At 68.1% G+C, this 25,081-nt stretch carries 21 protein-coding genes; 12 read left to right on the top strand and 9 right to left on the bottom strand.

Features of this window, described 5'->3' with window-relative positions:
* Positions 1–54: 54 nt before the first annotated feature.
* On the top strand, positions 55–324 hold the full coding sequence (locus tag IPM73_08310; protein MBK8918033.1) for a hypothetical protein: 270 nt from the start codon (positions 55–57) through the stop codon (positions 322–324).
* A 34-nt stretch (positions 325–358) separates the two neighbouring features.
* On the opposite strand, the gene IPM73_08305 is transcribed toward IPM73_08310, so the two are convergent.
* A complete protein-coding gene (locus IPM73_08305; GenBank protein ID MBK8918032.1) occupies positions 359–1,894 on the bottom strand; it encodes a mechanosensitive ion channel in 1,536 nt (511 codons plus the stop codon).
* Positions 1,895–1,982: 88 nt separating this feature from the next.
* On the opposite strand from IPM73_08305, the gene IPM73_08300 reads away from it, so the two are divergent.
* Together IPM73_08300 and IPM73_08295 are read left to right on the top strand one after the other, a co-directional pair.
* Positions 1,983–3,104, top strand: coding sequence for an NAD(P)/FAD-dependent oxidoreductase (locus tag IPM73_08300; protein MBK8918031.1), 1,122 nt, complete (start codon positions 1,983–1,985; stop codon positions 3,102–3,104).
* Positions 3,105–3,227: 123 nt separating this feature from the next.
* Positions 3,228–5,111, top strand: a complete 1,884-nt coding sequence (locus IPM73_08295; GenBank protein ID MBK8918030.1) for a SurA N-terminal domain-containing protein — start codon at positions 3,228–3,230, stop codon at positions 5,109–5,111.
* A 111-nt stretch (positions 5,112–5,222) separates the two neighbouring features.
* Here the strand turns inward: IPM73_08295 and fabI are convergent, their stop codons facing one another.
* Positions 5,223–6,020, bottom strand: a complete 798-nt coding sequence (gene fabI / locus IPM73_08290; GenBank protein MBK8918029.1) for an enoyl-ACP reductase FabI — start codon at positions 6,018–6,020, stop codon at positions 5,223–5,225.
* Positions 6,021–6,137: 117 nt separating this feature from the next.
* On the bottom strand, positions 6,138–7,778 hold the full coding sequence (locus tag IPM73_08285) for an electron transfer flavoprotein-ubiquinone oxidoreductase (protein MBK8918028.1): 1,641 nt from the start codon (positions 7,776–7,778) through the stop codon (positions 6,138–6,140).
* 86 nt (positions 7,779–7,864) lie between these two features.
* On the opposite strand from IPM73_08285, the gene IPM73_08280 reads away from it, so the two are divergent.
* The 5 genes from IPM73_08280 to IPM73_08260 all read left to right on the top strand — a co-directional run bounded on the left by IPM73_08280 (position 7,865) and on the right by IPM73_08260 (position 11,137).
* Complete coding sequence (locus IPM73_08280; protein MBK8918027.1) at positions 7,865–8,275, top strand: acyl-CoA thioesterase; 411 nt, start codon at positions 7,865–7,867, stop codon at positions 8,273–8,275.
* A gap of 32 nt (positions 8,276–8,307) precedes the next feature.
* A complete protein-coding gene (locus IPM73_08275; GenBank protein ID MBK8918026.1) occupies positions 8,308–8,844 on the top strand; it encodes a hypothetical protein in 537 nt (178 codons plus the stop codon).
* A gap of 73 nt (positions 8,845–8,917) precedes the next feature.
* Positions 8,918–10,264, top strand: coding sequence for a dNTP triphosphohydrolase (gene dgt / locus IPM73_08270; GenBank protein ID MBK8918025.1), 1,347 nt, complete (start codon positions 8,918–8,920; stop codon positions 10,262–10,264).
* A 79-nt stretch (positions 10,265–10,343) separates the two neighbouring features.
* On the top strand, positions 10,344–10,637 hold the full coding sequence (locus IPM73_08265) for a DUF1778 domain-containing protein (GenBank protein MBK8918024.1): 294 nt from the start codon (positions 10,344–10,346) through the stop codon (positions 10,635–10,637).
* Positions 10,634–11,137, top strand: coding sequence for a GNAT family N-acetyltransferase (locus tag IPM73_08260; protein ID MBK8918023.1), 504 nt, complete (start codon positions 10,634–10,636; stop codon positions 11,135–11,137). Before IPM73_08265 ends, IPM73_08260 begins: the two co-directional genes overlap by 4 nt.
* Before the next feature lie 20 nt (positions 11,138–11,157).
* Here the strand turns inward: IPM73_08260 and IPM73_08255 are convergent, their stop codons facing one another.
* From IPM73_08255 to IPM73_08230, 6 genes are all read right to left on the bottom strand, one after another.
* Positions 11,158–12,825: an alpha/beta hydrolase gene (locus IPM73_08255; GenBank protein MBK8918022.1), complete on the bottom strand. Its 1,668-nt coding sequence runs from the start codon at positions 12,823–12,825 to the stop codon at positions 11,158–11,160.
* Between the two features lie 48 nt (positions 12,826–12,873).
* The gene (locus tag IPM73_08250; GenBank protein MBK8918021.1) at positions 12,874–15,597 is read right to left on the bottom strand and encodes a patatin-like phospholipase family protein; all 2,724 of its coding nucleotides are present in this window, start codon (positions 15,595–15,597) and stop codon (positions 12,874–12,876) included.
* A 165-nt stretch (positions 15,598–15,762) separates the two neighbouring features.
* Positions 15,763–17,652 carry a potassium transporter Kup gene (locus tag IPM73_08245; protein MBK8918020.1) on the bottom strand — a complete coding sequence of 630 codons (1,890 nt, stop codon included), beginning with the start codon at positions 17,650–17,652 and terminating at the stop codon, positions 15,763–15,765.
* 13 nt (positions 17,653–17,665) lie between these two features.
* A complete protein-coding gene (gene kdpE / locus IPM73_08240) occupies positions 17,666–18,331 on the bottom strand; it encodes a two-component system response regulator KdpE (protein MBK8918019.1) in 666 nt (221 codons plus the stop codon).
* A gap of 23 nt (positions 18,332–18,354) precedes the next feature.
* Positions 18,355–19,893 (bottom strand): DUF4118 domain-containing protein, encoded by a 1,539-nt coding sequence (locus tag IPM73_08235; GenBank protein MBK8918018.1) that lies wholly within the window; start codon positions 19,891–19,893, stop codon positions 18,355–18,357.
* Between the two features lie 173 nt (positions 19,894–20,066).
* Positions 20,067–21,236, bottom strand: coding sequence for an HD domain-containing protein (locus IPM73_08230; GenBank protein MBK8918017.1), 1,170 nt, complete (start codon positions 21,234–21,236; stop codon positions 20,067–20,069).
* 179 nt (positions 21,237–21,415) lie between these two features.
* Between IPM73_08230 and lexA the strand changes: the two genes are divergently transcribed.
* From lexA to IPM73_08210, 4 genes are all read left to right on the top strand, one after another.
* Entirely contained in the window at positions 21,416–22,024 is a 609-nt protein-coding gene (lexA, locus tag IPM73_08225; GenBank protein ID MBK8918016.1) for a transcriptional repressor LexA, read from the top strand.
* On the top strand, positions 22,021–22,809 hold the full coding sequence (gene imuA, locus IPM73_08220) for a translesion DNA synthesis-associated protein ImuA (GenBank protein MBK8918015.1): 789 nt from the start codon (positions 22,021–22,023) through the stop codon (positions 22,807–22,809). The genes lexA and imuA overlap by 4 nt, the downstream gene beginning before the upstream one ends.
* Before the next feature lie 299 nt (positions 22,810–23,108).
* Positions 23,109–24,491 carry a DNA polymerase Y family protein gene (locus IPM73_08215; GenBank protein ID MBK8918014.1) on the top strand — a complete coding sequence of 461 codons (1,383 nt, stop codon included), beginning with the start codon at positions 23,109–23,111 and terminating at the stop codon, positions 24,489–24,491.
* Between the two features lie 234 nt (positions 24,492–24,725).
* On the top strand, positions 24,726–25,016 hold the full coding sequence (locus tag IPM73_08210; GenBank protein MBK8918013.1) for a helix-turn-helix domain-containing protein: 291 nt from the start codon (positions 24,726–24,728) through the stop codon (positions 25,014–25,016).
* The last annotated feature ends 65 nt before the right edge of the window (positions 25,017–25,081 follow it).

Genomic DNA, 25,081 nt, shown 5'->3' with positions numbered 1-25,081 from the left:
TTTGCCCCGGGCAAAACACTCAGAGAGCCATTCAGCGTCGGCGAGGAGTGCGCTATGGTGACCTTGCAGGAGATCATCGATTTTTCCGAAATCGAGCGGGGCCAGGTGGAGGCCATTTCGGAACTCGAACACATTCCGGAAGTCGTGGCGGCGGAAATGGCTCACGAGTTGATACGAACGCCTCGCGGCGTGTTCAGGCTGCACAATCTGTTCCGCGAGGCCATCGAACGGGCCGAATACGGGTGCAGTCGGGATCGGGTGCGCCGGCTCGAGCGCCTTTACCGGGACTTTTCGCGCCGCTTCCCGCAACCCCGGGTTCTCTGATCCGCTTGCTTGCGGCGGCGCAACGCTGCCCGCCTTACTCCAGATTGAAGAAACTGCGGATGCGCCCGACGATGGCGCCGCCCAGGCCGGCTGGTGGCGCCTTGCGGCGGGGATCGCCGCCGGTCGATGCCGCTTCGTTCTGCTGCGAGCGGGCGGCCAGGACGGCGGAAAGCTCTTCGGCGATGGCCGGCCGGTCGGCCATGATTTCCGCCAGGCCGGTCTTGTCCAGGCGATAGCATTCCACGTCCGTGACGGCGTGCACCGACGCGGTACGGGGTTCGCCGGTGAGCAGGCCCATTTCGCCGAAGAAGTCGCCGGGTTTGAGCCGCGCCAGGGCGTGCTCTTCGCCGTCGCCGTTGCGCCGCACGACTTCGGCTTCTCCCGCCAGGATGATGTACAGCCAGTGCGCGATGGCCCCCTGGCGGGTGAGCACGTCACCCGCGGCGAAGGGGGCATAGACCAGGTGTTCGGCGACCCGCCCGCATTCCTCGTCGGTCAATTGGGCGAAGAGACTGACCGAGCGCAGGGCATCGATGCGGTGCTGCAATTCCCGCGACTTGGTGGCGCTGCGCAGGGCGGCGTTGTCCTTCACCAGATAGCGCATTTCCTCGGGCAGGGCGAGGCGCCAGCCGGAGCGGCGCAGGGCCGCGTAAATGTGGGAACGGACGGCGGAGTCGGTGGGGTCGTCGGGGGCCGGGTCGTCCATCCAGTAGCGCAGGGCGTAGTGACCGTAGCCAGGCCCGAATTCCATCAGCACGCAACTCACCGGCCGCTCCCGCGACACATTGGGGATGTTGGCTTCCCGCACCGCCAGTTCGACGGTGGCCACCACCCGGGCGGGTTGGGCGACGTAGCCCACGTTGAAGTGGAGGGTGCGCCGCCAGAGCCGGGTACCCTGTTCCCGGTCGCCGATGACCCACACCTTGCCCTTCATGAGGAGGCTGTTGGGGACGACGACGGTTTCCCCGTTGCGGGTGCGGATGGCGGTATAGCGCCAGCGGATGTCGGTCACCTGGCCGGAAACGTCGTCGATCTTCACCCAGTCGCCGATCTGGATGGAGCTGTCCAGTTGCAGGGCGAGCCCCCCCAGGATGTTGCCCAGGGTGTCCTGCATGGAAAAGGCGATCACCGCCGTGATGACCGCCGAGGTGGTGACGATGGACGACAACTCGACGCCGGACTGGGAAAGGCGGATCAGACCCCAGGCCACGTAGCCGATGATGACCACGATGTCTTCCAGGATGCGCGGCGGCGCGATGTGCAGGCGCGGCAGGAGCACACGGAAGACGAGCAGGCCCACCAGGCGGATGACGCCGATGCCCAGGCCGAGCAGCAGAATGCCGTGCAGGACCGCGGCGGGCCGCGCTGCCCCCGAGGCGGCGAGGAGAGCGGCGCCCAGGTTGCCGAGGAGACAGAGGACGGAAAAGACCAGGGTCTGCCGCACCACGGTGCGGCCGTCGCCGCCGGCAGGCAGGAGTACCAGGCCGAGGACCAGGGTGGCAAAAAAGAGGTGGAGGGTCTCGTCCCCGGTGTAGAAGGCTGCCAGGGTCGGAAGGAGAGGGTTGTCCATGGCCGTAGTGCAAGGGTTTTCGGGCATTCTAACCGCAAGCGCGGGCAGCCCCGCGGTTAGAATCGGCAGCCCGGAGGGAGCGTGTGCGATGGAAACGGTTGAAGCGGTCGTGATCGGTGCCGGGGTGGTGGGCCTGGCCTGCGCTCGCGCCCTGGCCGGCCCCTTGGGCGGCGACGTTCTGGTGCTGGAGCGGCACGGGAGCTTCGGCAGGGAAACCAGCTCCCGCAACAGCGAGGTAATCCACGCCGGCCTGTACTACCCGGGCGGCAGCCTCAAGGCCCGCCTGTGCGTCGAGGGCAGCCGCCGGCTGCGGCGCTATTGTGCCGACCGCGGCGTGGCGCACCGCCTGTGCAGCAAGCTCATCGTCGCCACGGCGGCGGAGCAGGAGGCGGGGCTGGAATCCCTTCTCCGGCAGGGGCAGGCCAACGGTGTCGCCGGACTGGCCCTGCTTTCGGGGCGCGAGGCGCAGAGGCTGGAACCCGCGCTGGCCTGCACGGCGGCGCTCTTGTCCCCGCACACCGGAATCGTGGATAGCCATGCCCTCATGCAGGCGCTCCTGGCCGACGTGCAGGCGGCGGGAGCGAGCTTCGTGCCGGGAAGCCCGATACTCGGCGGGGCGGTGGAGGCGGAGGGCATCGTCCTGGAGGTGGGCGGCAGGGAGCCGGTCCGTATCAGGGCCCGCCGGGTGGTCAATGCGGCGGGGCTGGAGGCGCCCGCCCTGGCCGCCTCGCTGCGGGGATTTCCCGCCGAGTGGATTCCCGTAGCCTGCTACGCCAAGGGAAATTACTTTTCCTGCCGCGGGCGCGTGCCCTTTTCCCGGCTCATCTACCCGGTGCCGGAGCCCGGCGGGCTGGGGGTGCATCTCACCCTGGATCTTGCAGGGCAGGGGCGCTTCGGGCCCGATGTGGAATGGGTCGAAAAGCCGGACAGCACGGTCGATCCCCGCCGTGGGGCAGACTTTTACGGGGCCGTGCGGCAGTATTGGCCCGGGCTGCCCGACGATGCCCTGGTGCCGGCCTTCTGCGGCGTGCGCCCCAAAATTGCGGGTCCAGGGGAACCGGCGGCGGATTTTCTGGTGCAGGGGCCGCGGGAGCATGGGGTTGCCGGGCTGGTCAATCTCTTCGGCATCGAATCGCCGGGGCTCACGGCCTGCCTTGCCTTGGCCGATCATGCTGTCGGCCTGCTCGGGCAGGTTCCGCGCGGGGGCTGATGGCGCCGTGGTCCGCGGGGGCTTTCTGCTGTAAAATCAGCCACCTTTTTTGCGCCCGGGCGGCTGACCCGGGCTCTGGCCCGCGAGGTTTCCCTCGCAGCCTCTCTACGGAATCCCGGAATCATGTTCGACGCAGTCCGCAATAACAAGAGAATCGTCCAGATCTTCCTCGCCCTCATCACCTTGCCCTTCGCGCTCTGGGGCGTCGATGCCTACGTGCGCGACGTGGCGGACGACGGTGTGGTGGCCAGGATCGGCGAAGTGAAAATCACGCCGCAGCATTTTCAGCAGGCCTTGCGGGAGCAGGAGGAGCGCATCCGCAACCAGACCGGCAGCTTCGATCCCAAGCTCTTCGACAACCCGGAGGCCCGCAAGGCGGTCATCGACGACATGATCGATCAGCAACTCATCCTGCTGGAGGCGTCCAAGAAGCGCATGATGGCCAGCGACGCGGCGGTCAGCCGGGCCATCGCCAATATTCCTGCCCTCCAGGTGGACGGCAAGTTTTCCCTGGAGCGCTACGAGCAGGCGGTCAAGGCCCAGGGCTTGACCATGGGGGGCTTCGAAGCCCGCGTGCGGCAGGATCTCACCTTGCAGCAACTCGCCGGTTCCATCGGCCAGACCGGCATCCTCTCCCGGACGGTCACCGATAAGGTGCTCGCCATGCAAGCGGAAAAGCGCGAAGTGCAGGAGTTCCGCTACGCGGTGGACGACTGGGTGGGCAAGGCCAAACTGGAAGACGATGCGGCGCGCAAGTATTACGACGCCAATCCCAAGCAATTCGAAGTGGCCGAGCAGGCTCAGGCCGAATTCGTGGTCCTGTCCCTGGAAACGGTGAGCGCCCAGGTCAGCGTCCCCGAAGCGGAAGTGAAGGCCTGGTACGAAGGCCACAAGAGCCGCTACGGTACGGGCGAGGAGCGGCGCGCGGCCCACATCCTCATCGGCCTGGAAAATTCCGACAAGGCCAAGGCCAAGTCGAAGGCCGACGCCGTGCTGAAGGAAGTCCGCGCCCAGCCCGCGGCCTTCGCCGATCTGGCCAAGAAGCACTCCGCGGACCCGGGCTCCGCGGCCAAGGGGGGCGATCTGGGCTTCTTTGCCCGGGGCGCCATGGTCAAGCCCTTCGAGGAAGCGGCCTTCAGTCTCAAGGAAGGCGAAATTTCCGGCGTGGTCGAATCCGAGTTCGGCTACCACATCATCAAGCTCACCGGCATCCACGGCGCCAAGGAAAAGCCCTACGCCGAGGTCAAGGGCGAGATCGAAGCCGAATTGAAGCGTACCGCCGCCGCCCGCAAATTTGCCGAGGCCGCCGAGGCCTTCACCAACATGGTTTACGAGCAGTCCGACAGCCTCGCCGCCGTGGCGGAAAAGTACAAGCTGGAGGTGCGCAAGACCGCCTGGTTGACCCGTCAGGCCAATCCCGCCAATGGGCACTTCGCCAACGAAAAGCTCCTTGCCGCGGTGTTCTCCGAAGATGCGGTGAAAAACCGCCGCAACACCGAGGCCATCGAGGTCGCCCCCAATACCCTGGTGGCCGCGCGGGTGGCCGAACACAAACCCGCTGCCCTGCGCGCCTTCGACGAAGTGAAGGGCGCCGTCGAGACCGTCCTGCGCCGCCGCGAGGCCCAGGCCATGGCCGTGAAGGAAGGCGAGGCGCGCCTCGCCGAACTGCGGCGCGGAGAAGACAAGCTGGCCTGGGGGGCGGCCAAGACCCTCTCCCGCCTGGACGCCCTGCGGGTGCCTCCCCAGGCGGTTCCTGCCATCCTCAAGGTGGATGCCGCCAAGCTCCCGGGTTACGCCGGCGTCGAACTGCCCGACCTGGGCTACGCCCTGTTCAAGGTGGTCAAGGTCCTGCCGGGTGAAAAGCTGGATGAGGCCCGCCGCCAGTCGATGCTGCGCCAGTACACCACCCTGGTCCTGCAGGAGGAGGTCAAGGCCTACCTCGCCGGTCTGCGTTCCCGCTACAAGGTCGAAATCAACCACGCCGCCCTGGAGGCGAAGGACAAGTAAGCCTTCCGTGGGGCGGTGCTACGCCGCCCCATCGCACACGAAAACGCCGGCCTGCAGGCCGGCGTTTTTTTCTCACGGGGCGCGGAGTTGTTCCACGCCGCAGGCGACCGATCAGCCCGGCAGCGGCTCCGGATTGCCCAGGGCGGTGGAGTGCATGCCGCCATCGACGTAGAGGATTTCCGCCGTGATGCCGCTCGCCAGGTCGGAGAGCAGGAAAGCGGCGGCGTTGCCCACTTCCTCGATGGTCACGTTGCGGCGCAGAGGGGCGTGGTGGGCGTTATAGGAGAGCAGCTTGCCGAAATTGCCGATGCCCGAAGCCGCCAGGGTTTTGATGGGGCCGGCGGAAATGGCGTTGGCGCGGATGCCTTCCGGCCCGAGGCAGAAGGCCAGATAGCGGGTGGCGGCTTCCAGGCTGGCCTTGGCGAGACCCATGGTGTTGTAGTTGGGCATGGTGCGCTCGGCACCCAGGTAGGACAGCGCGAGCAGCGAAGCGCGGCGGCCCTTCATCATGGGCCGGGCGGCCTTGGCCAGGGCGGGGTAGCTGTAGGATGAGATTTCGTGGGCGATGCGGAAGGCGTCCCGCGTGATGCCCTCCAGGAAGTCACCTTCGATGGCCTCGGCAGGGGCGTAGGCGATCGAGTGGACCAGACCGTCGAGGCCGTCCCAGCGGGTGGCGAGGTCGGCGAAGAGTTTGTCGATCTGTTCATCGCTCGCCACGTCGCAGGGGAAGACCAGGTCGCTGCCGCATTCGTTGGCGAATTTGCGTACCCGCTCCTCGAAACGTTCGTTCTGGAAGGTGAAGGCGAGCTCGGCACCTTCCCGGTGGCAGGCCTTGGCGATGCCATAGGCGATGGAATGCTTGGAGATGAGGCCGGTGATGAGAATCTTTTTGTCGGCGAGAAAGGCCATGTGATGTTCTCCCTAGGGGGTTAGCCGGCCGGATTATATCGGAATTTGTCGGCCCGTCTGTTGCACTGCCGCAGAGACGGGCGGCCGGGGCCGGGCGGGCGCGGCGCCCGGCCTGGATCAGAAATTGGGGTAGGCCGGTCCTTCGCCGCCCTGGGGCGCGACCCATTCGATATTCTGGGCGGGATCCTTGATGTCGCAGGTCTTGCAGTGCAGGCAGTTCTGGGCGTTGATGTGCAGGCGCGGCCCTTCGGGAGCCTCGACGATCTCGTAGACCCCGGCCGGGCAGTAGCGCTGCTCCGGGGCGTCGTAGCGGGCGAGATTGAGGCGTACCGGCAGTTCGGGATCCTTGAGCTGCAAGTGGCAGGGCTGATCGTCCTCTTGGTGGGTGCCGGAGAGGAAGACCGAGGACAGGCGATCGAAGCTGACGACGCCGTCCGGCCTGGGGTAGGCAATCGGCGCGCAGGCTGCGGCGGGCAGGGTCCGGGCGTGGTCGGCCTGGTGATGGTGCAGGGTCCAGGGGGCGCGGCCGGCGAAGACTTTCTGGTCGATGCCGAAGAGCAGGGAGCCCCACTTGAGCCCCCGGGCCAGCAGGGGCTTGAAATTGCGCGCTCGATGCAGTTCCTCGTGCAGCCAGCTCTGGCGGAAGGCTTCGGGGTAGGCCTCCAGTTCATCGTGGCAGCGCCCTGCGGCCAGGGCATCGGCGAGGGCGTCGGCGGCCAGCATGCCGGACTTGAGCGCCGCGTGGCAGCCCTTGATGCGGGCGGCGTTGAGAAAGCCGGCGTCGTCGCCCACCAGAAGCCCCCCGGGGAAGACGAGACGGGGCAGGGACTGGAGCCCCCCCGCTGCCAGGGCGCGGGCGCCGTAGGCCAGGCGCCTTCCGCCGGCCAGGTATTCCCGGATTTGAGGGTGGGTCTTGAAGCGCTGGAACTCTTCGTAAGGCGACAGATAGGGATTGGTGTAGCCCAGACCGACGACGAAGCCCACCGCCACCTGGCGGTCGGCCTGGTGGTACAGGAAACCGCCGCCGTAGGTGTCCGGCTGCAGGGGCCAGCCGGCGGTGTGCAGGACCAGGCCCGGCACATGGCGCTCGGCCGGGATTTCCCACAGTTCCTTGAGGCCCAGGCCATAGACCTGGGGATCGACCCCCTGGCGCAGGCCGAAACGGGCCTCCAGGCCCTTGCCCAAGTGGCCACGGCAGCCTTCGGCGAAGACCGTGTAGCGGGCGAGAAGCTCCATCCCGGGCTGGTGGGCGGACCCCGGGGTGCCATCGCGGCGCAGCCCCATGTCGCCGGTGGCGACGCCGATGACCCGGCCCTCTGCGTCGAACAGCACTTCGGCGGCGGCGAAGCCCGGGTAGATGTCGACCCCCAGGGCTTCGGCCTCGCCCGCCAGCCAGCGGCACAGATTGCCGAGGGAGATGACGTGGTTGCCCGCGTTATGGAAGCATTCGGGCAGCAGCCAGCCGGGAACGCGCCAGGCGGAGGATTCCCCGAGGAAATAGAAGCGGTCTTCCACCACCGGGGTGGCCACCGGGGCGCCGCGGCTGGCCCAATCCGGCAGGAGTTCGTCGAGGGCACGGGGGTCGAACACCGCGCCGGAGAGGATGTGGGCGCCGATTTCGGCCCCCTTTTCGATCAGACAGACGGAGATGTCGCGGCCTATCGCCGTGGCCCGTTGCTTGAGGCGCAGCGCGGTCGCCAGCCCGGAGGGGCCGCCGCCCACCACGACGACGTCGAATTCCATGGCTTCCCGCGCCATCGTGTCCTCCAGTCCGATTGTCGCTCCCGGGACGATACCGTACAGTACGGCCATCGCGGGGACAAGCCCGCCGGTTTCCTCCTGTCATGCACAGCGCCCGCAAACTCATCCATCGCAGCACCATTCCCATCCGCTGGGGCGACATGGACGCCTACGGCCACGTCAATAACACCGTCTATTTCCGCTACATGGAAATCGCCCGCATCGAATGGCTGGAAGCGATGGGCTACGGCCTCGATCCGGCCGGCGAGGGGCCGGTGATCATCAACGCGAGTTGCACCTTTCTCATTCCGCTCACCTATCCCGGATCGGTCGAGGTGCTGACCTATACCGCCCCGCCGGGGCGCTCCAGCGTGCAGACCCGGGTCGAGATGCGGCCCAGCGGCAGCTCTGCCCTCTTCGCCGAGGGGGCCGCCAAAGTGGTGTGGATGGACCATCGCACCGGCCGCAGCGCGCCCTTGCCGGTGCCCCTGCGGGCCGCCCTGGAAGCGGAGTAAACTTCGCCCCCTGCACCCCCTGGGAGATTGACATGAAAATGATCCGGGCCCTCCCGGCCGCCCTTTTGCTGTGCTTCGGCCCCGCCGCGGCGGGCAGCCTGGACGGCGACCGCTACGTGGCCGAGCGCTACGGCCGGCTGGAGATCGCCGCCCCCGCCGGGCGCTGGGAAATCTTCGACCGGGAAGGCGGCATCGCCGCCGACGAGGGCGGCCCGGTGGTCGAATTGCAACTGCGCCGGGCGGTGGCGGGCCTGCGGCCCACGCTGCGCATCACCGGCGTGCGCAAGGGCGATGCGGCGGTGAGCGCCGACAGCATCCTGCGCACCAGCCGGGAGGCCTTCGTCGAGGCTGGGGGCGAGCTGGGCCCCATCCTCGCCGTGTCCACCGGCGGGCGGACGCAGCAGTCCTACGAAGGCCGCATCGCCCCGGCGGGCCAGGCCGCCCGCAGCAGGGTCGTGCTCCTGGAGGGACCGCAGGCCTTCTTTCTGCTCCAGATGGTCGTGCCGATCGCCGCCTTCGATGAAGCCGCCCGGGAATTCGACCAATTGCTGCCTGCTATTGCCTACTGAAAGACCGCGACCATCGTGCCGACGCCCGCCCATCGCGCCCCCGTGCGCCCAAAACCTGCACCAAAAACCAACCATGGGTAAGCGCAAGGTCTGGGAGCGCCTCCTTTCCGCCGAGCGGCCCGGGGCCGGGGCGGCGCCCAGCGCCCGGGAGCGCACCGCCTACCAGCAGGACCACGACCGCATCGTCTTCACCTCGGCTTTCCGTCGCCTGAAGGACAAGACCCAGGTCTTTCCCCTCTCCCGTTCCGACTACGTGCGCACCCGCCTCACCCATAGTCTGGAAGCCAGTTGCGTCGGGCGTTCCCTGGGGGCTCTGGTGGGCCGGGAAATCATCGCCCGCCACGGACTGGAGCATGTCGAGGCGGCGGATTTCGGCGCCATCGTTGCCGCCGCCTGCCTGGCCCACGACATCGGCAATCCGCCCTTCGGCCACGCCGGGGAGGACGCCATCCGCGAGTGGTTCCGCGGCTCCGGGCTGCTCGAACGCCACCCCTTCACCCCCGCCCAGCGGGCCGATTTCGAAAAGTACGAGGGCAACGCCCAGGGCTTTCGCATCGTCACCCGGCTCCAGTCCCCCGCCAACCCGGGGCTGCAACTGACCGCCGCCGTGCTCGGCGCCTTCACCAAGTACCCGCGCCCCTCCTGGGTGGGGGAAGATCTGGATGGCAAGAGCGGCAAGAAATTCGGCTACTTCCAGCAGGACGCCGAATCCTTTCGCCAGGTGGCCGCCGCCACCGGGCTGGTGCCCCGCATCCCCGGCCTCGCCTGGCGCCGCCATCCCCTGGCCAGCCTGGTGGAAGTGGCCGACGATACCTGCTACCTCATCGTCGACCTCGAAGACGCCGCCCGCCTGGGCTTCGTGCCCTACCGCGACGCCGAACTCCTGCTGGGCGACCTGGCCGGCGACAGCGTCTCCGGCGGCCGCATGGACCGCCTGCACGACCCCAAGGAGCGCCTCGAATACCTGCGGGCCAAGGCCATCGGCCGGCTGCTGGAAAGCGCCGCGGCGGTTTTCCTGGAGAACGAGGGCGCCATCCTGGAAGGGCGCTTCGACGACGAACTCCTCTCCCGCTCGCCCCTGGCCGTGCCGCTCCAGGCGGTGCTCAAGCTGGCCAAGGAAACCATCTACGTCGCCCGCCCGGCCCTGGAAATCGAAACCGCCGGCTTCCAGGTCCTGGGAGGGCTGCTGGAACTCTTCACCCGGGCGGTCGAGGCCGGCGCCGGCGCGGAAAGGGAGACCACCCGGGAGCGCATGCTGCTTCGCCTGCTGCCCGAGCAGTTCCTCGCCCATGGTGGCGAACCGGACCCCGATCCCTACATCCGCCTCCTCCAGGTGGCTGATTTCGTCGCCGGAATGACCGATTCCTACGCGGTCGATCTTTATCGCAAGCTGAAGGGGATCGACCTGCCGAGCGATTGATCCGGACGGGGGTGCGCTGGAGGATTGGCGTCTGTTGTACTAACATTGCAGCACTTGAGCCAAGAAATGAGGCGCCGCCATGACGACCATTGCCCCTTCACCTGCCGTTCGGTCCGCCCGTCTGGGGCTGCGCGCCACACCCGAACAGGAAGCCGTACTGCGCCGCGCAGCCGAAGTGGCGCACAAATCCCTGACCGATTTCATCCTGGACAGCGCTTGCCTGGCCGCTGAGCAGACCCTGCTGGATCAGCGCCTGTTCATGGTTTCCGGCAATCAATATCAAGCCCTGATGGCGTTGCTGGAGCGCCCCGAGCAGACCAACGAGGGCTTGGGCGAGCTGTTCTCCCGCAAAGCTCCCTGGGATGCCGGGTGAGCCTGGGGCGACCGGAACCCCTGGGGGTCCGGCATCGACTCGAAAGCTTTGACTGCGGCAAGCCTGCCCTGAACGATTGGTTATTGCGCCACGCCCGGCAAGCCCAGGGCAGCGGCTCGGCCAAGACCTTCGTCGTCGCCGACGATGATCGCGTCGCCGGCTACTTCAGCCTGACCGTCGGCCAGGTCGATACTCTGGAAGTGCCCGAACGCATGCGCAAAGGGATGGGGCAGTACCCGGTGCCGGTGGTCATCCTGGCGCGCTTGGCGGTTTCCGCTCCGGATCAGGGGCGCGGCATCGGTTTTGGCATGCTCCAGGATGCGATCCGCCGCACTCTTCTCATTGCCGAGCAGGCGGGCCTGCGGGCGATGCTGACCCATCCCATCGACGAGCAAGCGTCGCGCTTCTACGCCCGCTTCGGATTCGTCGTGTCTCCTCTCCGTGAGCGGCAATTGCTCCTGCTGCTCAAGGATGCCAGGCGTTGGGTGGATGGGTCTTGAGGTGAGCGCGTTTCGTCGCTTCAGCGCAGTGGATAGCGGCGTATCAGTTCCCAGCTTGCTTCACCGACTTCGCGGCTGTAGATATCGCTGTGAGCAGCGCCTCCGTGGAGGGGCGCACTGTGCTGAATGAAACCGCTACCGTCGATGAGCAGCACTTTCCCGGGCTGTAGACGAGCGCTCCTGAGTTCCTTCCTGACTTGCTCCAGGGAAGGGGGGGAGACGAGGTGGCGCGTATCGGGATCGATCCGGATTGGAAGCAAATCGGGCAAGTGCTGGAAGGCCTTGCGACCTGCGGGCAGGCGCGTGTTTTCGATGGCGCTGTAGCTGCCCATTAAGGCGAAATGGGCGGTGGCGGTATCGTAGCCGGACCAGAAGGCCGCCTGGGGGATGGCGGTTGCCAGAGAGCCGCTGTAATCGGTATAGGGAATTCCTTCGTGGTGCGGAGGGAGCGGGGGTACCGACCATCCTTCGGCAAAGCTCGAATACTGATCCTCGGCGTAACGGCTGCGCCCTTCGGCAGGCAGATAACCCACGGCGAGATCCACGGCGTGCCGGGAGCAGTCGTCGCTGCGCACGAGGGAGCAGCTATGGACGCCGCGGCTCAGTGCGCGCGCGCCAAAACTATGGCCAAAGGCGACGACCTGCGGGCCAGCGCCCTGGCCCCGTACCCGGGGGAGGATGTCGTGCAGCAGGCGGCTGAGCCACACGGCACCCACTTCATCGGCATCATTTTTCTTGTTGGCGAAGCTGATGCCGCGCAGCAGATCGTCGGTCGGAGAAGTCCCGAAACTCCAGGCAGACGGCCAGGTCACCCCGATTACCAGCGGCTTGAATGGCTTCCCCTCGGGGCTTCGTTCGGCTGCATCGGCGAGAAAGCCCGAGAGGTTGTTGAAACTTTCCAGGGCCTCGATTTCTCCGGTATTCCAGCCCATCACGTAGATCAGGACGTGGGTGGGCGACTGGAGGGTGATGTCGCGCTTGAGCTGGGCTTCAAAAGCCGCCAGCCCGCCGCTGATCCCGGCCTCGAAGAGCTTGGCTTCGAGGGGGAGGGGCTTTTCTCCGGGGCCAGTGGGCGGAGCAACGCTGCGGTAGGCGTCGTAGATCGGCTGTCCCACGATGCGGGCGCTGGGGCCTTCGGTGGCGGCGAAACGAACCACATGGGAGACGAACAGGCGTTCGCCGTCATCGAGGCGGCGCTGGAGGAAGCAGGGCGATGGAGCAGGCGGTTCGTTGCAGGGAGGCGCAACGAGTCTGGATTCGGCGAAGTAACGACTGAGCGAAGCGCAGTCGCAGGCAAAGGCACGCGGCAGGTCGAGCCCGATGCGCTTGCGGGGTGACTTTTCCAGGGCGATGACGTAGCCGGGGAAGAGCAGTCCATGACCGTGTATGCGGCATTCGGACGGCGGCGAGGCCACGGGGGAGGCACACGCGAGGGACTGATTTCCAGAAGTTCCGGACTGGCGGCCGAAGGCCCCAGGCTCTTTGGCGTAGGCGGCGTATTCGAGGAGACTGTGGTAATTCCAGTCCAGCCGGTCGCCGCGGGTCTCGAGCGCCATCTCGCCGTGGCGCAAAGGTTTGTCGAGTCCATCGACCGAGGCGCATCCGGCGAGGAGTCCCAGCATCGAACAGGCGAGGAGGTCGATGAACTGCCTGGGCAGGGGGCCAGACGAAAGGGAGAAAATGCTCATGGCAATCTCTTTGGCGAAAGCGCGTTGTGGGGAATGCAGCTGAACCGCCTACCCGGCCGGCGCCGCGGCCCGCTCCAGCCGCTGCGCCACTTCCTCGATCCACTGATCCACAGGCATCTGAGGGTCCAGATTCCAGGGATGGCCGCCGAAGAGGGTATCGCCGCTCAATTCGCCCAGCTTGCGATAGCTCTCGAACTGGGATTCGTCGAACCACTGGTCGGCGGTGGTCTGGTGGGGGAAGCGCGGGTGGGCGGCATGGTAGTGGCGCAAGTCGGCGGGTTCCTGCCCGGTGACGACGGGCTTGACGTAGACCAGTACGCCACGGTGGCCGTCGGCGTAATCGATGCGGCCGACGGTGAAGCGGCGACGGTCTCCGGTGGGGGCGACGAGGGGGGCGAGGTCGATGCGGATTTCGGCGCCGAAATCGCAGCGGCACTTGCGCACGGCATTGCCGAGATCTTCGAAGGCGAAGGGTTCCGGGTCGCAGCCCGCATCGCAGACCACGATCAGGCGGCAGCGTCGGCGCACCAGTTCGTAGAGGCCCAGGTTTTCGAAATGGCCGCCGTCGGAAAGATTGACGAAGGGGGTCTTCTCGTCGGTCTGGGCAAAGAGTTCCTGCAGCAGGTAGCGCAGGCCGAAGCGGGGGCTTTCCGCGTTGGGGTCTTCACCGCCGGGGTCGGGCACCCAGCGGCCCAGGCGGACGTTGAAGAAGGTCATGATGAAGGCCAGCGCCGGGGCGGTGTGGTAGCCCTGATTGGGATTGGCGGCAGCACCCGAGGCGGCGATGGCGTTGCCCAGGTAGGGGCCCTGGCGCTTGGCGCTGCGCCAGCCGCGGCCGTTGAGATAATCCGCCGTCGCCCGGGCGCGGATCACCTCCTGACCATCGCCCTTGAAGCGATAGCCGCAGTGGGCGGGCGAAAAGACGAAGGGTGCCGCCAGGCGCTCCTGCCACTGCAGGGCGTCGACGCGGGTGAGGTTGAGCGCGCAGTTGAGCAGATGGACAGGGCGTTGTTCGGCCAGGGCCGTGAGAGGCAGGTCGTCCCGCAGGTCGAAATCGGTGAAGGGGTCGGGGCGGCGGTCGGGGTTGGAAGCCCCCAGGTAGCAGCGCGCCAGGCGGTTGCGGTAAAACTGGTGCATGGAAAACATGTTGATGTCCACGCGCCAGGCGAACAGGGCCGCAAGGCCGGCCAGTGCGGCGAAGGCCAGAATGAACAGCCACCCCGGGATGGAAACCAGGCAATTGCCGACGCTCAGTGGCAGCGCCGCCACGCGGCAGCGCTCGCTTTCGATGCGGCGCACGTGATACTGGAAGCGCTGCCACTCATTGCCGCCGGCGCTGAGGGAAATGGCGTCCGGGCGCTCCGGCGGGGCGGGGCAGGCGGTCGAGGAGGTCTCGTTTCCCAGGCCGGCGGCCAGGGTGAGGCCCTTGTGGGTGGCGCCGGCCAGGAGGAAGAGGAGGCCGACGATGAAGACGTAGGGTGCCGCCTGGGCGACGATCTCGCGCCAGGAGAGCTTTTTGCCCGAGGCTTCCGGGTCGCCGCTGGTCTTGTCGCCCCGGGCGAGCCAGATGCCGGCGCCGGAGGCGGTGGCCCAGGCGACGCCGCCGGTGAGGGTCCAGTCCTTCAGGTAGGCCAGGATGGCCGGGCCGTAGAAGGCTGCGGCGAAGAGCAGCGCCCAGGCCGCGGCGGCCGCGAGGCAGAGGCCGCCGGCCCGCCCCAGCCACTCGCGCATCGACTCGCGGAACCAGCGTTTGCCCATGCCGATGTGCACCGCGCTGCCGACGCAGATCAGGATGAGGAGGATGGGGCCGCCCAGGGCCAGGGCGAAGGGCAGGGAAGGCCCCGTCCCCTGGGCGAAGCGCCCGTAAGCGACGGCCAGGGCGGCGAAGGCGAAACCGGCCAGGAGAGGGGCGGCGAGGAACCAGGCGACGCCGCGGGAAGAGGTCTGGCGTTTTTCCCGCGCCGCGGTGGGCAGGAGCAGGGCCAGCACCCAGCCCAGGGTCCAGGCGAAAAAATAGAGGCCGGCCAGAAGGCCCAGCAACTTGATCGGGGGAAGGCTGCCCAGGCCCGGCCGGCCCAGGGCTGCCGCAATGAGCAGGGAGGCTCCAAGCCCGCAGGCGACGGCGAAGTAGGCACAGCGGGTGCGCCGCGGACGGTGCTCTCGGGTGTCGATCCCCTGCAGGCCGCGGGACACGGCGGTCGAACCCGCCAGAAGAAGCGCCAGGGTGCTTACTGGCAGAACCAGCGGATCGACTCCCCTGGCCCAGCCGGCCGCCACTTCGGCGAGCAGGGGGAGCAGGAGCAGGGTGGCCAGGCAGAAGATCAGCAGCGCCTGGTTGAGGATCAGGTTGCGCGCCAGATTGGCGACGGCGGCCAGGGTGTCGGTGCTGAAGACACCGTAGCGGGGGGTGAGGTAGTTGCTGTAGCGGCGCAGGTGGGCGATGGGGCCTTCCAGATGGCCGGGTTGCAGCGTTTCCGCGCTCTGGCCGCTGCGGCGCAGCAGGGCCGAGAGCCAGCCGCCGATGTAGCCCCCGCCGGAAACGGTGGAGAGGTAATCGACCCGGCCCAGGAGCCGGTGCCTGACCAGACTCTGGATGAAACCCAGGTTGAAGGTGGCGCTGCGGATGCCGCCGCCGGAAAAGGCCAGCCCGAACAGCGCCGCCGGCGGCTTGCCCTGGCGGGGTTTGCGCAGGGGGGCCTGCTCGCATTCGACATTCCAGGGATCTGCGGCCATGGCACCCTCCGTTCCGATATCGTCATACCATGATGACATCGTCTGTGCCGTCCCTTCAAGCCCAGAGGGAATTTAGTCTTGCCGAAGTTCGGGGCGGGGCCTCCCTGTGCGGGCGACGCTCCGCCCCTGCCCGCGTGCCTCACTTGCGCCCGCCATCGGCGGGGCGGGGCGGGCGGCAGCCGGGGATGGCGGGAGGTTCAGCCCCTACAGCACCACCTGCGCCCCCAGTTCCACCACCCGGTTGGACGGGATGCGGAAGAAGGCGGTGGCGCTGCCGGCATTGCGGAAGAGGGCGACGAAGATCAGCTCCCGCCAGTAGGCCATCTCCGATCCCAGCCTGGGGATCAGGGTTTCGCGGCCCAGGAAGTAGGAGGTTTCCAGGCTTTCCAGGGCGAGCCCCGCCGGGCTGCAAGCGGCCAGCGCGGCGGGAATGTCCGGTTCGTCCATGAAACCGTACTGGATCACCACCTGCCAGAAGCCTTGCCCCAGGTCGCGAATCTCGACGCGGTCGATTTCCGGAACGCGCGGCACCTCGAAGACCCGCACGGCCAGGATGACCACCCGCTCGTGCAGGCATTTGTAGTGCTTCAGGCTGTGCAGCAGGGCGTGGGGGACGCGCTCCGGGTCCGGGGTGAGGAAGACCGCGTTGCCGGGGATGCGGGGAATGTCCTCGGACGCCAGGCCGGAGACGAAGGGTTCGAGGGGCAAGGCGTCGCTGGCGAGGCGGTGGTTGAGGAGTTCGCGGCCCCGCTTCCAGGTGGTCAGCAGGACGAAGATCACCAGCCCGAAGACGATGGGGAACCATCCTCCGTCGGGAATCTTGACCGAATTGGCGAGGAAGAATCCGAGGTCGATGAGGATGAAGGGCAGGGCACCCAGGACAGCGCGCAGCGGACTCCAGCGCCACAGGCGTACGGCGACGGCGATGGCCAGCAGGTTGGTGATGAACATGGTGCCGGTGACGGCGATGCCGTAGGCCGCCGCCAGATTGGACGAGGAGCGGAAGCCCACCACCAGGCCGACCACGGCAGCGAAGAGCAGCCAGTTCATGGCGGGCAGGTAGATCTGGCCGATTTCCTGCTCGGAGGTGTGCTGCACTTCCAGGCGCGGACTATAGCCCAGCTGCATGGCCTGGCGGGTGATCGAGAAGGCTCCCGAGATGACCGCCTGGGAGGCGATGACCGTGGCGATACCGGCAAGCAGGACGAGGGGGTAGCGGGCCCACTCCGGCGCCAGCAGGTAGAAGGGATTGGCCACGGCCTCCGGGTCGGCAAGCAGCAGCGCCCCCTGGCCGAAGTAATTGAGGGTGAGGGCGGGAAGCACATAGCCGACCCAGGCCAGTTGAATGGGTCGGGCGCCGAAGTGGCCCATGTCCGCATAGAGCGCTTCGGCACCGGTGATGCACAGGACGACGGCGCCCAGGGAAAAGAAGCCCAGGCTGGGATGGGCGGCCAGGAAGGCAGCGCCGTGGAGCGGGTTGATGGCGGCCAGGACTCCGGGGTGGGCGGCGATCTGGATCAGGCCCAGTACCGCCAGGACGGCGAACCAGACGACCATCACCGGGCCGAAATAGGCGCCTACCCGGGCCGTCCCATGGCGCTGGAGGGCAAAGAGGCCGGCCAGGATCGCCAGGGTGATGGGCAGGACGTAGGGCGTGAAGGCCGGGGTGATCACCTCCAGACCTTCCACGGCGGAAAGAACGGAAATGGCGGGGGTGATGGCGCCGTCGCCGTAGAAGAGCGCGGCGCCGAACAGGCCCAGGGCGATCAGGATCTTCTGGCGCCGGGAAGCGGGGTCGCCGCTGCGCAGGGCCAGGGTCATCAGGGCCATGATGCCCCCTTCACCCTTGTTGTCGGCGCGCATGATGAAGGCCACGTACTTGAGGGTCACCACCACCAGGAGCGACCACAGGAAGAGCGAGAGGATGCCGAGGACGTTTTCCGGGGTGATGGGCACCGGATGGTGGGCGCTGCCGAACACTTCCTTGATGGCGTACAGGGGGCTGGTGCCGATGTCGCCATACACCACGCCCAGGGCGGCGAGGGTGAGGGCGGAAAGGCGGCTGGTGGTGGGGGCGGGGGTGGGGAGCGTCATGGCGGATTCGGGCTCAGGGTTGGAAGCGGTAGCCGACACCCGTCTCGGTGACGAAGTGGCGGGGCTGGGCGGGGTCGTCTTCGAGCTTCTGGCGCAGATGGCCGACGTAGATGCGCAGGTAATGGGTGCTGTCCACGTAGGCCGGACCCCACACGTCGCGTAGCAGATGACGCTGGGTGATGACCTTGCCCGCATTGGCCAGCAGGACGCAGAGCAGCCGGTATTCGATGGGGGTGAGCCGTACCGGAGCGCCGGCGCGGGTCACGATACGGCGCGATTGATCGACGGTCACCGATCCGAACTGGAAGAGCGGCGAAGCGGCTTCCCCGGCCTGGGCCTGGCGACGCAGCAGGGCGCGGGTGCGGGCCATCAGTTCGCCGATGCCGAAGGGCTTGGTCAGATAATCGTCGGCGCCGCGGTCCAGGGCGTCGATCTTGTCTTCCTCGTTGGAGCGGGCGGACAGCACGAGGATAGGCACCGTCGACCATCCGCGCAGGTCGGTGATGAAATCGAGGCCGCTGCGGTCGGGCAGTCCCAGGTCGAGGATGATGAGATCGGGCTTGCGCGTGCCGGCCTCGATCAGCCCCTGGCCACAGCTTGCCGCCTCGAAGACCTGGCAGCCTTCGTCTTCCAGGGCCTTGCGGACGAAACGCCGGATCTGGCTCTCGTCTTCGACCATCACGATACGGGGCGCGAGTTCGTTCACGGCGTTCCCTCCGGCAAGGCTTCTTCTTCCACGCTGGGCGGGATTCCGGCGGGCAGAGTGAAGCTGACCCGGGCCCCGCCGCCCTCTGCCTCGCCGATGCGGATCGTCCCCCCATGGGCTTCGACGATGGCACGGCAGATCGACAGCCCCAGACCGACACCCGGCTGAGGGGATTCGCTCCGGCCCCGCACGAAGGAAGCAAAAAGGTCGGGGCAGTCGGCCGGGAAACCGCTGCCCCGGTCGCTGACACTGACGCTTACGCAAGCGCCTTCGAGGCTCGCGGAAACGTCGATGGGCGTTCCTGGCGGGGAATACTTGGCCGCATTCTCCAGCAGGTTGCCCAGGACGCGCTCGATCAGCACCGCGTCGAATTCCACCAGGGGCAGGTCGGGAGCGAGGGCCGTGCGCACCGGATGGTCGGCGAGGGCCGGCCCCAGGAGATGGATGGCGGCGCCGACGATTTCCTCCAGGGACTGCCACTCCTTCTTGAGGCTGACCCTGCCGGACTGGAGCCGGGCCATGTCGAGCAGATTGGCGACCAGTCCGGCCATCCGGCGGGCCTGGTCACGCAGGGCGGCGGCGGTTTCCACGGTTTCCGGCGGGAGACCGGGACGGGGCTGGGCCAGGGCATCGGCCATCCCCACCAGGGCCGTCAGGGGGGTGCGCAGATCGTGGGAAAGCGCCGAGAGAACCGAACTGCGCAGACGCTCGCCGGCCGCGTCGATGCGGGAGGCCTGGGCCGCTTCGACGTAATGGACGCGCTCCAGGGCGATGGCGACCAGCGACGCCATGGTGGCCAGCAGTGCCTGGTGGGGGCGCAGGCCGCCGGATTCCCCCCTGCCCGGGGCCACCGCCGCCACGCCGCGCATCCCGCTCGGACCGCGCAGGGGGAAGTACGCGCTGGCATAGCCGTCCGCCGCCAGACCGTGGCATTCGACCGGGTTGGTGGAGGTGGAAGCCAGGCGGGCGAGATGGGGCTCGATGGCCAATTCCGGATCGTCCGGGTGGGGGCGCAGGGTCTGATCCCGGTCCGGCAGCAGCAGGACGACCCGGGCCCCGATGGCGGCGGCGACGAAACGGCGCGTGATCGCCGTCACCTCGTCGAGGGTGGGGGCCCCGGCCAACTCCCGGGCCATTTCGTACAGGGCCCGGGTCAGGGCCTCGCGGCGGGCGGCTTCATCGGCCTGGCGGGCCAGTCCGGCAGCCAGTTCCGCGGTGAGGAGCGCGGCGGCGAGCATGACGGCGAAGGTGATGAGGTACTGACCGTCATGGACGGTCATCGAGAAGCGCGGGGGAACGAAGAAAAAATCGAAGGCCCCCACGGCCAGAAACGCCGCCAGGAGCGCCGGACCGCGCCCGAGGCGCAGCGCCACGCCGAGGACGGCGAGGAGGAAGAGCATGACGATATTGGCCAGGTCCAGGTGACCGAGGAGCGGCATCGCGGCCGCGGTCACCGCCGCGATGGCGGCGACGGCCAGGGCAAAACGCTGCCAGGGCGGACGGGGTGTGGCGGCAAAGGGCCTGCCAGCGGACATGCCATCTCTCCGGAAGGGGTGCTGACGGCCTCAGGTTACGTCCTGGGGCATCAATTTTCCGGAAATTGTTGCAGCGCGAAAATAAAAAAGCTGTAAAGAATGCGCGGGGCAGAACCAGGGCCGGCGAACAAGATCTTCACGGGCGCCCAGAGCCTGTCAATTTTCACAGGCGCTCAGCCCTCGGCGTCTTCCTTGAAGCGCGCCTGGATGCGTTCGATTTCCTCGTGGCCCGCCACCAGGGCGGCGACGCAATCCCGGTCCAGGCTGTCGCCGGCCATCTTCTCCAGGGTCTCGAAAGCCTGCGCGTTGCTCCAGGCGTCCTTGTAGGGGCGCTTGCTGGTCAGGGCGTCGAAGATGTCCGCCACGGCGGCGATGCGGGCTTCCAGGGGGATGGCATCGCCCGCCAGGCCATGGGGGTAGCCCTTGCCGTTCACCGTCTCGTGGTGGTGCAGGGCGATGTTGCGCAGCAGGCCGGCCTGGGGCATGGAGGTCAGGCCGAAGTGTTCGAGCAGGGCGTCGATCATCGCCGCGCCCTGCTCCGGGTGCTTCTTCATCACGTCGAACTCTTCCGGGGTCAGGCGGCCGGGCTTGAACAGGATGCTGTCCGGCACGGCGATCTTGCCGATGTCGTGCAGGGGCGAAAAGAGGAAGATGTGCTCGACGGTGGCGTCGTCCAGGGCGTATTTGGGAGCCAGGGCCCGGGCGATGAGGCGGCTGTAGTGGGCCATGCGGTCCAGGTGGGCGCCGGTCTCGAAATCCCGGTGCTGGGCCAGGGTGGAAGCGCCGCGCACGCTGGCCACCAGGGCGCGGGAGGCGGACAGGTGGTCCACCAGGGTGAGGGCCAGCAGATGGGCGACGGTGTCGAGATAGGCCAGCACCCGTTCGTCGAAGAGGTTGCGCACGTAGGCGTTGAAAAACAGGAAGCCGACGAAGTGATCGTGCCGGAACACCGGCAGGGTGTAGCTGGAACCGTAGCCCTGCTGCCGGATGCGCTCGGCGTGAGGGCGTTCGCCGCCCAGGAGATCGATGTCGTTCACCACCCGGGGCCGGCGGCGGGCGACGATTTCCGTGAGCGTCGTGCTGTCGGCGAGGCGGGACTGATAGTGGGAGAGGGGGTCGTCCCCCAGGCTGGAGTGGGCGAAAGTGGCGAGGAAGTCGGTGTCGGCATCGTGCAGGACGATGGCGATGCGGGCGACCTCGGGAACCTGGCGGCGCAGGTGCTCATGCAGGAAGATCAGCTTGTCCTGGAAGGGGCTGGCGCTGCCCAGGATGTCCAGGGGATTGCGATGCTCGAACCAATCTTCCACGGCCGATCCTTCGCTCGATGAACCCGCCCGCAACATATCGCTTCCTCCAGAATGATTAAGACTTTTTGGGGGATTCTAAGGGATTCGGAGGCAGTACGTTGAAATAACTTCTGGATTCCTGGAATTTTTCCGGGTAAATCCCGGGAGCCGGTTTGCTCTTGCCTCGACGGAAAAACTGTATAAAAATACAGACATTGGTTGAGGAGGCCAAACTCATGGAAAAACTTACCCCACGGCAGCAGGAAATTCTCGCTTTCATCCGCGACAGCCTGGAATCCCGCGGCGCCCCCCCCACCCGGGCGGAAATCGCCCAGGCCTTCGGCTTCGCCTCCCCCAACGCGGCGGAGGATCACCTGCGGGCCCTGGCCCGCAAGGGCGCCATCGTCCTCGAACCCGGCTCGGCCCGGGGCATCCGCCTGGTGGAGCAGCTCGGCCTGCCCCTGGTGGGCCTGGTGGCCGCCGGCTCTCCCATCCTGGCGGTGGAAAACATTCACGGCCGCTACGCCCTCGACGCCCATCTCTTCTCCCCCCGGGCCGACTTCCTCCTCAAGGTGCGCGGCCTCTCCATGATCGACGCCGGCATCCTGGACGGCGACCTGCTCGCCGTGCATCGCACCCAGGATGTCCGGGACGGCCAGATCGTCGTCGCCCGGGTCGCCGACGACGTCACCGTCAAGCGCCTCAAGCGCCGCAACGGCTTCGTCGAGCTGATCGCCGAGAACCCCGATTTCGAGCCCATCGTCGTCGATCCCGGCCGGGTCGATTTCGCCATCGAGGGCGTTGCCGTCGGCCTCATCCGCGGCAACATCGTCAGCCTGTCATGACTGCGCTCCCCCACGCCGCCGCGGCGGGGCTGGGGGACGTCCTGGCGAGGGGTGACGTCTGGCGGGGCGGCACCCTGGCCCTGCCGGCCCAGGACGGCGTCGCCACCGGCCACCCGGCCCTGGATGCCCAGTTGCCCGGCGGCGGCTGGCCCCGGGGCGACCTGACCGAATTGCTCTGCGACCTCCCGGGGGGCGGCGAACTCAGCCTGCTCCTGCCCGCCCTGGCGGCTCTTTCGGCCGCGGGAGGATGGGTCGCCCTGGTGGCGCCGCCCTGGCGGCCCCACGCCCCGGCCTGGGCCGCCGCCGGCCTGGCCCTGGAACGTCTGGTCGTCGTGCGGGCCGGGCAGGAAGCCGCCTGGTGCTGCGAGCAACTGCTCCTGTGCGGCGGATTCGCCGGCGTCCTGGCCTGGCCGGCGCGGGATCCCGACCCCCGCACCCTGCGCCGCCTCCAGGTGGCCGCCCGGGGCAGGCCCGCCCTGGCCATCCTGTGGCGGCCGGCTGCCGTCGCCGCGGTTCCGTCACCGGCCCCCCTGCGGCTTGCCCTGGGGCCGGGCGCCGGCGGGCTGGCGGTGCGCATCGTCAAGCGCCGGGGCCACCCCGCCGGCCCGGTGCTCACCCTAGTAGTCAGTCAGACAGGTTCAGCTATGTTCGGCCCGCCCCGTATCCCCGCTCGCTTTGTCGCTCATCCTCGCCATAGCTTCGGCTATGGCTGCGGTTCGCTTCGCGCGATCGGGGCGCGGATGCACGCCTCGGCATCGACGCAAACCTATCTGACTGACTACTAGTAGTCAGTCAGACAGGTTCAGCTATGTTCGGCCCGCCCCGCATCCCCGCTCGCTTTGTTGCTCATCCTCGCCATAGCTTCGGCTATGGCTGCGGTTCGCTTCGCGCGATCGGGGCGCGGATGCACGCCTCGGCATCGACGCAAACCTATCTGACTGACTACTAGACCTGCCCCGGCTCGGGAGGCAGAACCGTGCTCTGGTTCGCACTCCACTTCCCCTTCCTGCCCCTCGAAGCGCTGGCCCCCGGGTCGTCGCCTGAGGCGGCGGCCTGCCCGTCCCCTTCGGCCACGGGGGAGCCGATGTCCGGCACGCCGGCCCCGGTCGCCATCGTCGCCCGCGGCCGCATCCTGGCCGCCGACCTGGCCGCCCTTGCTGCCGGTGTGCGGGCCGGCCAGCGCCTGTCCACCGCCCTGGGCCTCGCCCCCGGCCTGAGCGTCCGCGAGCGGGACCTGCCCCGCGAAGCGGCGGCCCTGGAAACCCTGGCCTGCTGGGCCGGTCGCTTCACCCCCCAGATCAGCCTGGCGCCGCCCGCCACCCTGCTGCTGGAAATCGGCGGCTGCCTGCGGCTTTTTGCCGGTGCCGAAGCCCTGGTGGCCGCGGCCCTCGCCGGTAGCCGGGCGCAGGGCTACACCCCGGCCTGGGCGGTGGCGCCCACACCCCTGGCGGCCACCTGGCTGGCCTGGGGCGGGCTGGCCGCCCTGCGCGCCGACGAGGCCACCTGCGCCGCCGCCCTGGCCACCTTGCCCTGCACCGTCCCCGCCTGGCCGGCGGAAGTGGGGCAGCGGCTCACCGCCTTCGGCGCCGCCACCCTGGGCGATCTGCGCCGGCTGCCGGCCGCCGGCCTGCGTCGCCGCATCGGCAGCCCTGCGGTGGATGAACTGCTGCGGGCCTGGGGGGAATTACCCGACCCGCGGCCGGCCTTCGTCTTCCCCGAACACTTCGTCCGCCGCCTGGAATTGCCAGCCCGGGTCGAGGAGGCCCCGGCCCTGGCCTTCGCCGGCCGCCGCCTCCTCGCCGCCCTGGCGGGCTGGCTGGACGGCCGCCAGCGGCTGGCGCGCAGATGCCGGCTCGATCTCTTCCACGACGGCGGCGGCCTCAGCACCCTCGAACTGCGCCCTGCCGAGCCCAGCGCCGACGAAGGCCGCCTCCATCGTCTCCTGCGGGAACGGCTCGACCGGCTGCACCTCTCCGCCCCGGTGGAAGCCCTGGCCCTGGAAGCCGACGACTGGATCCCCCGGCCCGGCGAAAGCGCCAGCCTCTTCGAGCGGCCGCCGGACGGGGAGGGCGTTCTGGCCTGCCTGGAACGCCTCCAGGCCCGCCTGGGGGACGAGGCCGTGCATAGCCTGGCGGCCGTACCCGACTACCGCCCCGAATGCGCCGGCCGGGAGCGGCCGCCGGGGGAGGCTTCACGGCCCGTCGCGCCCCCTGCCGGGGCGCGGCCGCTCTGGCTCCTGCCTCGCCCCGAAAGACTCCGCGAAGGCGCCGGCCGCCCCTGCTGGCACGGCCCCCTCACCCTGAAGGGGCGCCCGGAAAGGCTGGAAAGCGGCTGGTGGGATGGCGGCGAGCCCGCCGCCGCCGGAGATGTGCGCCGCGACTACTTCGTCGCCCGCAACCCCCGGGGCCAGTGGCTCTGGGTCTACCGGGACCGGGAAGGGTGGTTTCTGCAGGGGGTGTTCGGGTGAGCGCCCACGGGGACGGTACAGCGGGGCCGCGATCCGGAATGCTCCCGTGCCTCGACCGCGCGGAGGCGTTCGCCCACCATGGCCACCAATCCCCACAGCGGGTGGTCGTCCTGACCGGGGTCGTCCCAGAAAACGGAGTAAGTCCCACGCCAAGGGGTCGTCATGGCCGTTGCGTTATCCGCCATTGGCGTATATAACGCAAGGCATGGAATTCATCGAAACCCCGACAATGAGATGGAACAAGCATTGTTTGATGACCTGGTGCAAAGCCTGAAAGAAGCCAAGGCGATTGCTCGCGGGGAAGCGCCCGCCTCGCGCCGGATCAAGGTAACGGCGCCGGACGTGAAGGCGGTACGTGAGCAAATCGGGCTGTCACAAAGTGAATTCGCCCAGTTGATGCGGGTCAGCATCAAGACGCTGCAAAACTGGGAGCAGCATCGCCGCAACCCGACCGGCCCCGCTGCCGCCTTGCTCAAGATCGTGCTTGCTGCGCCGGATGTGGCGCTCAAGACGCTGCACGCCTGATTCTCGAAACTCGCCGTTCTGCACGACTTCAAGCGGGAACGGTTTTCGACAACATCCCGGCCGCG

This window comes from Betaproteobacteria bacterium (assembly GCA_016720065.1).
In the GTDB taxonomy this organism is placed as follows: Bacteria; Pseudomonadota; Gammaproteobacteria; order Burkholderiales; family Rhodocyclaceae; genus SSSZ01.
The sequence above is the reverse complement of the archived record's forward strand: the minus strand, read 5'-3'. Positions and strand labels throughout refer to the sequence as shown.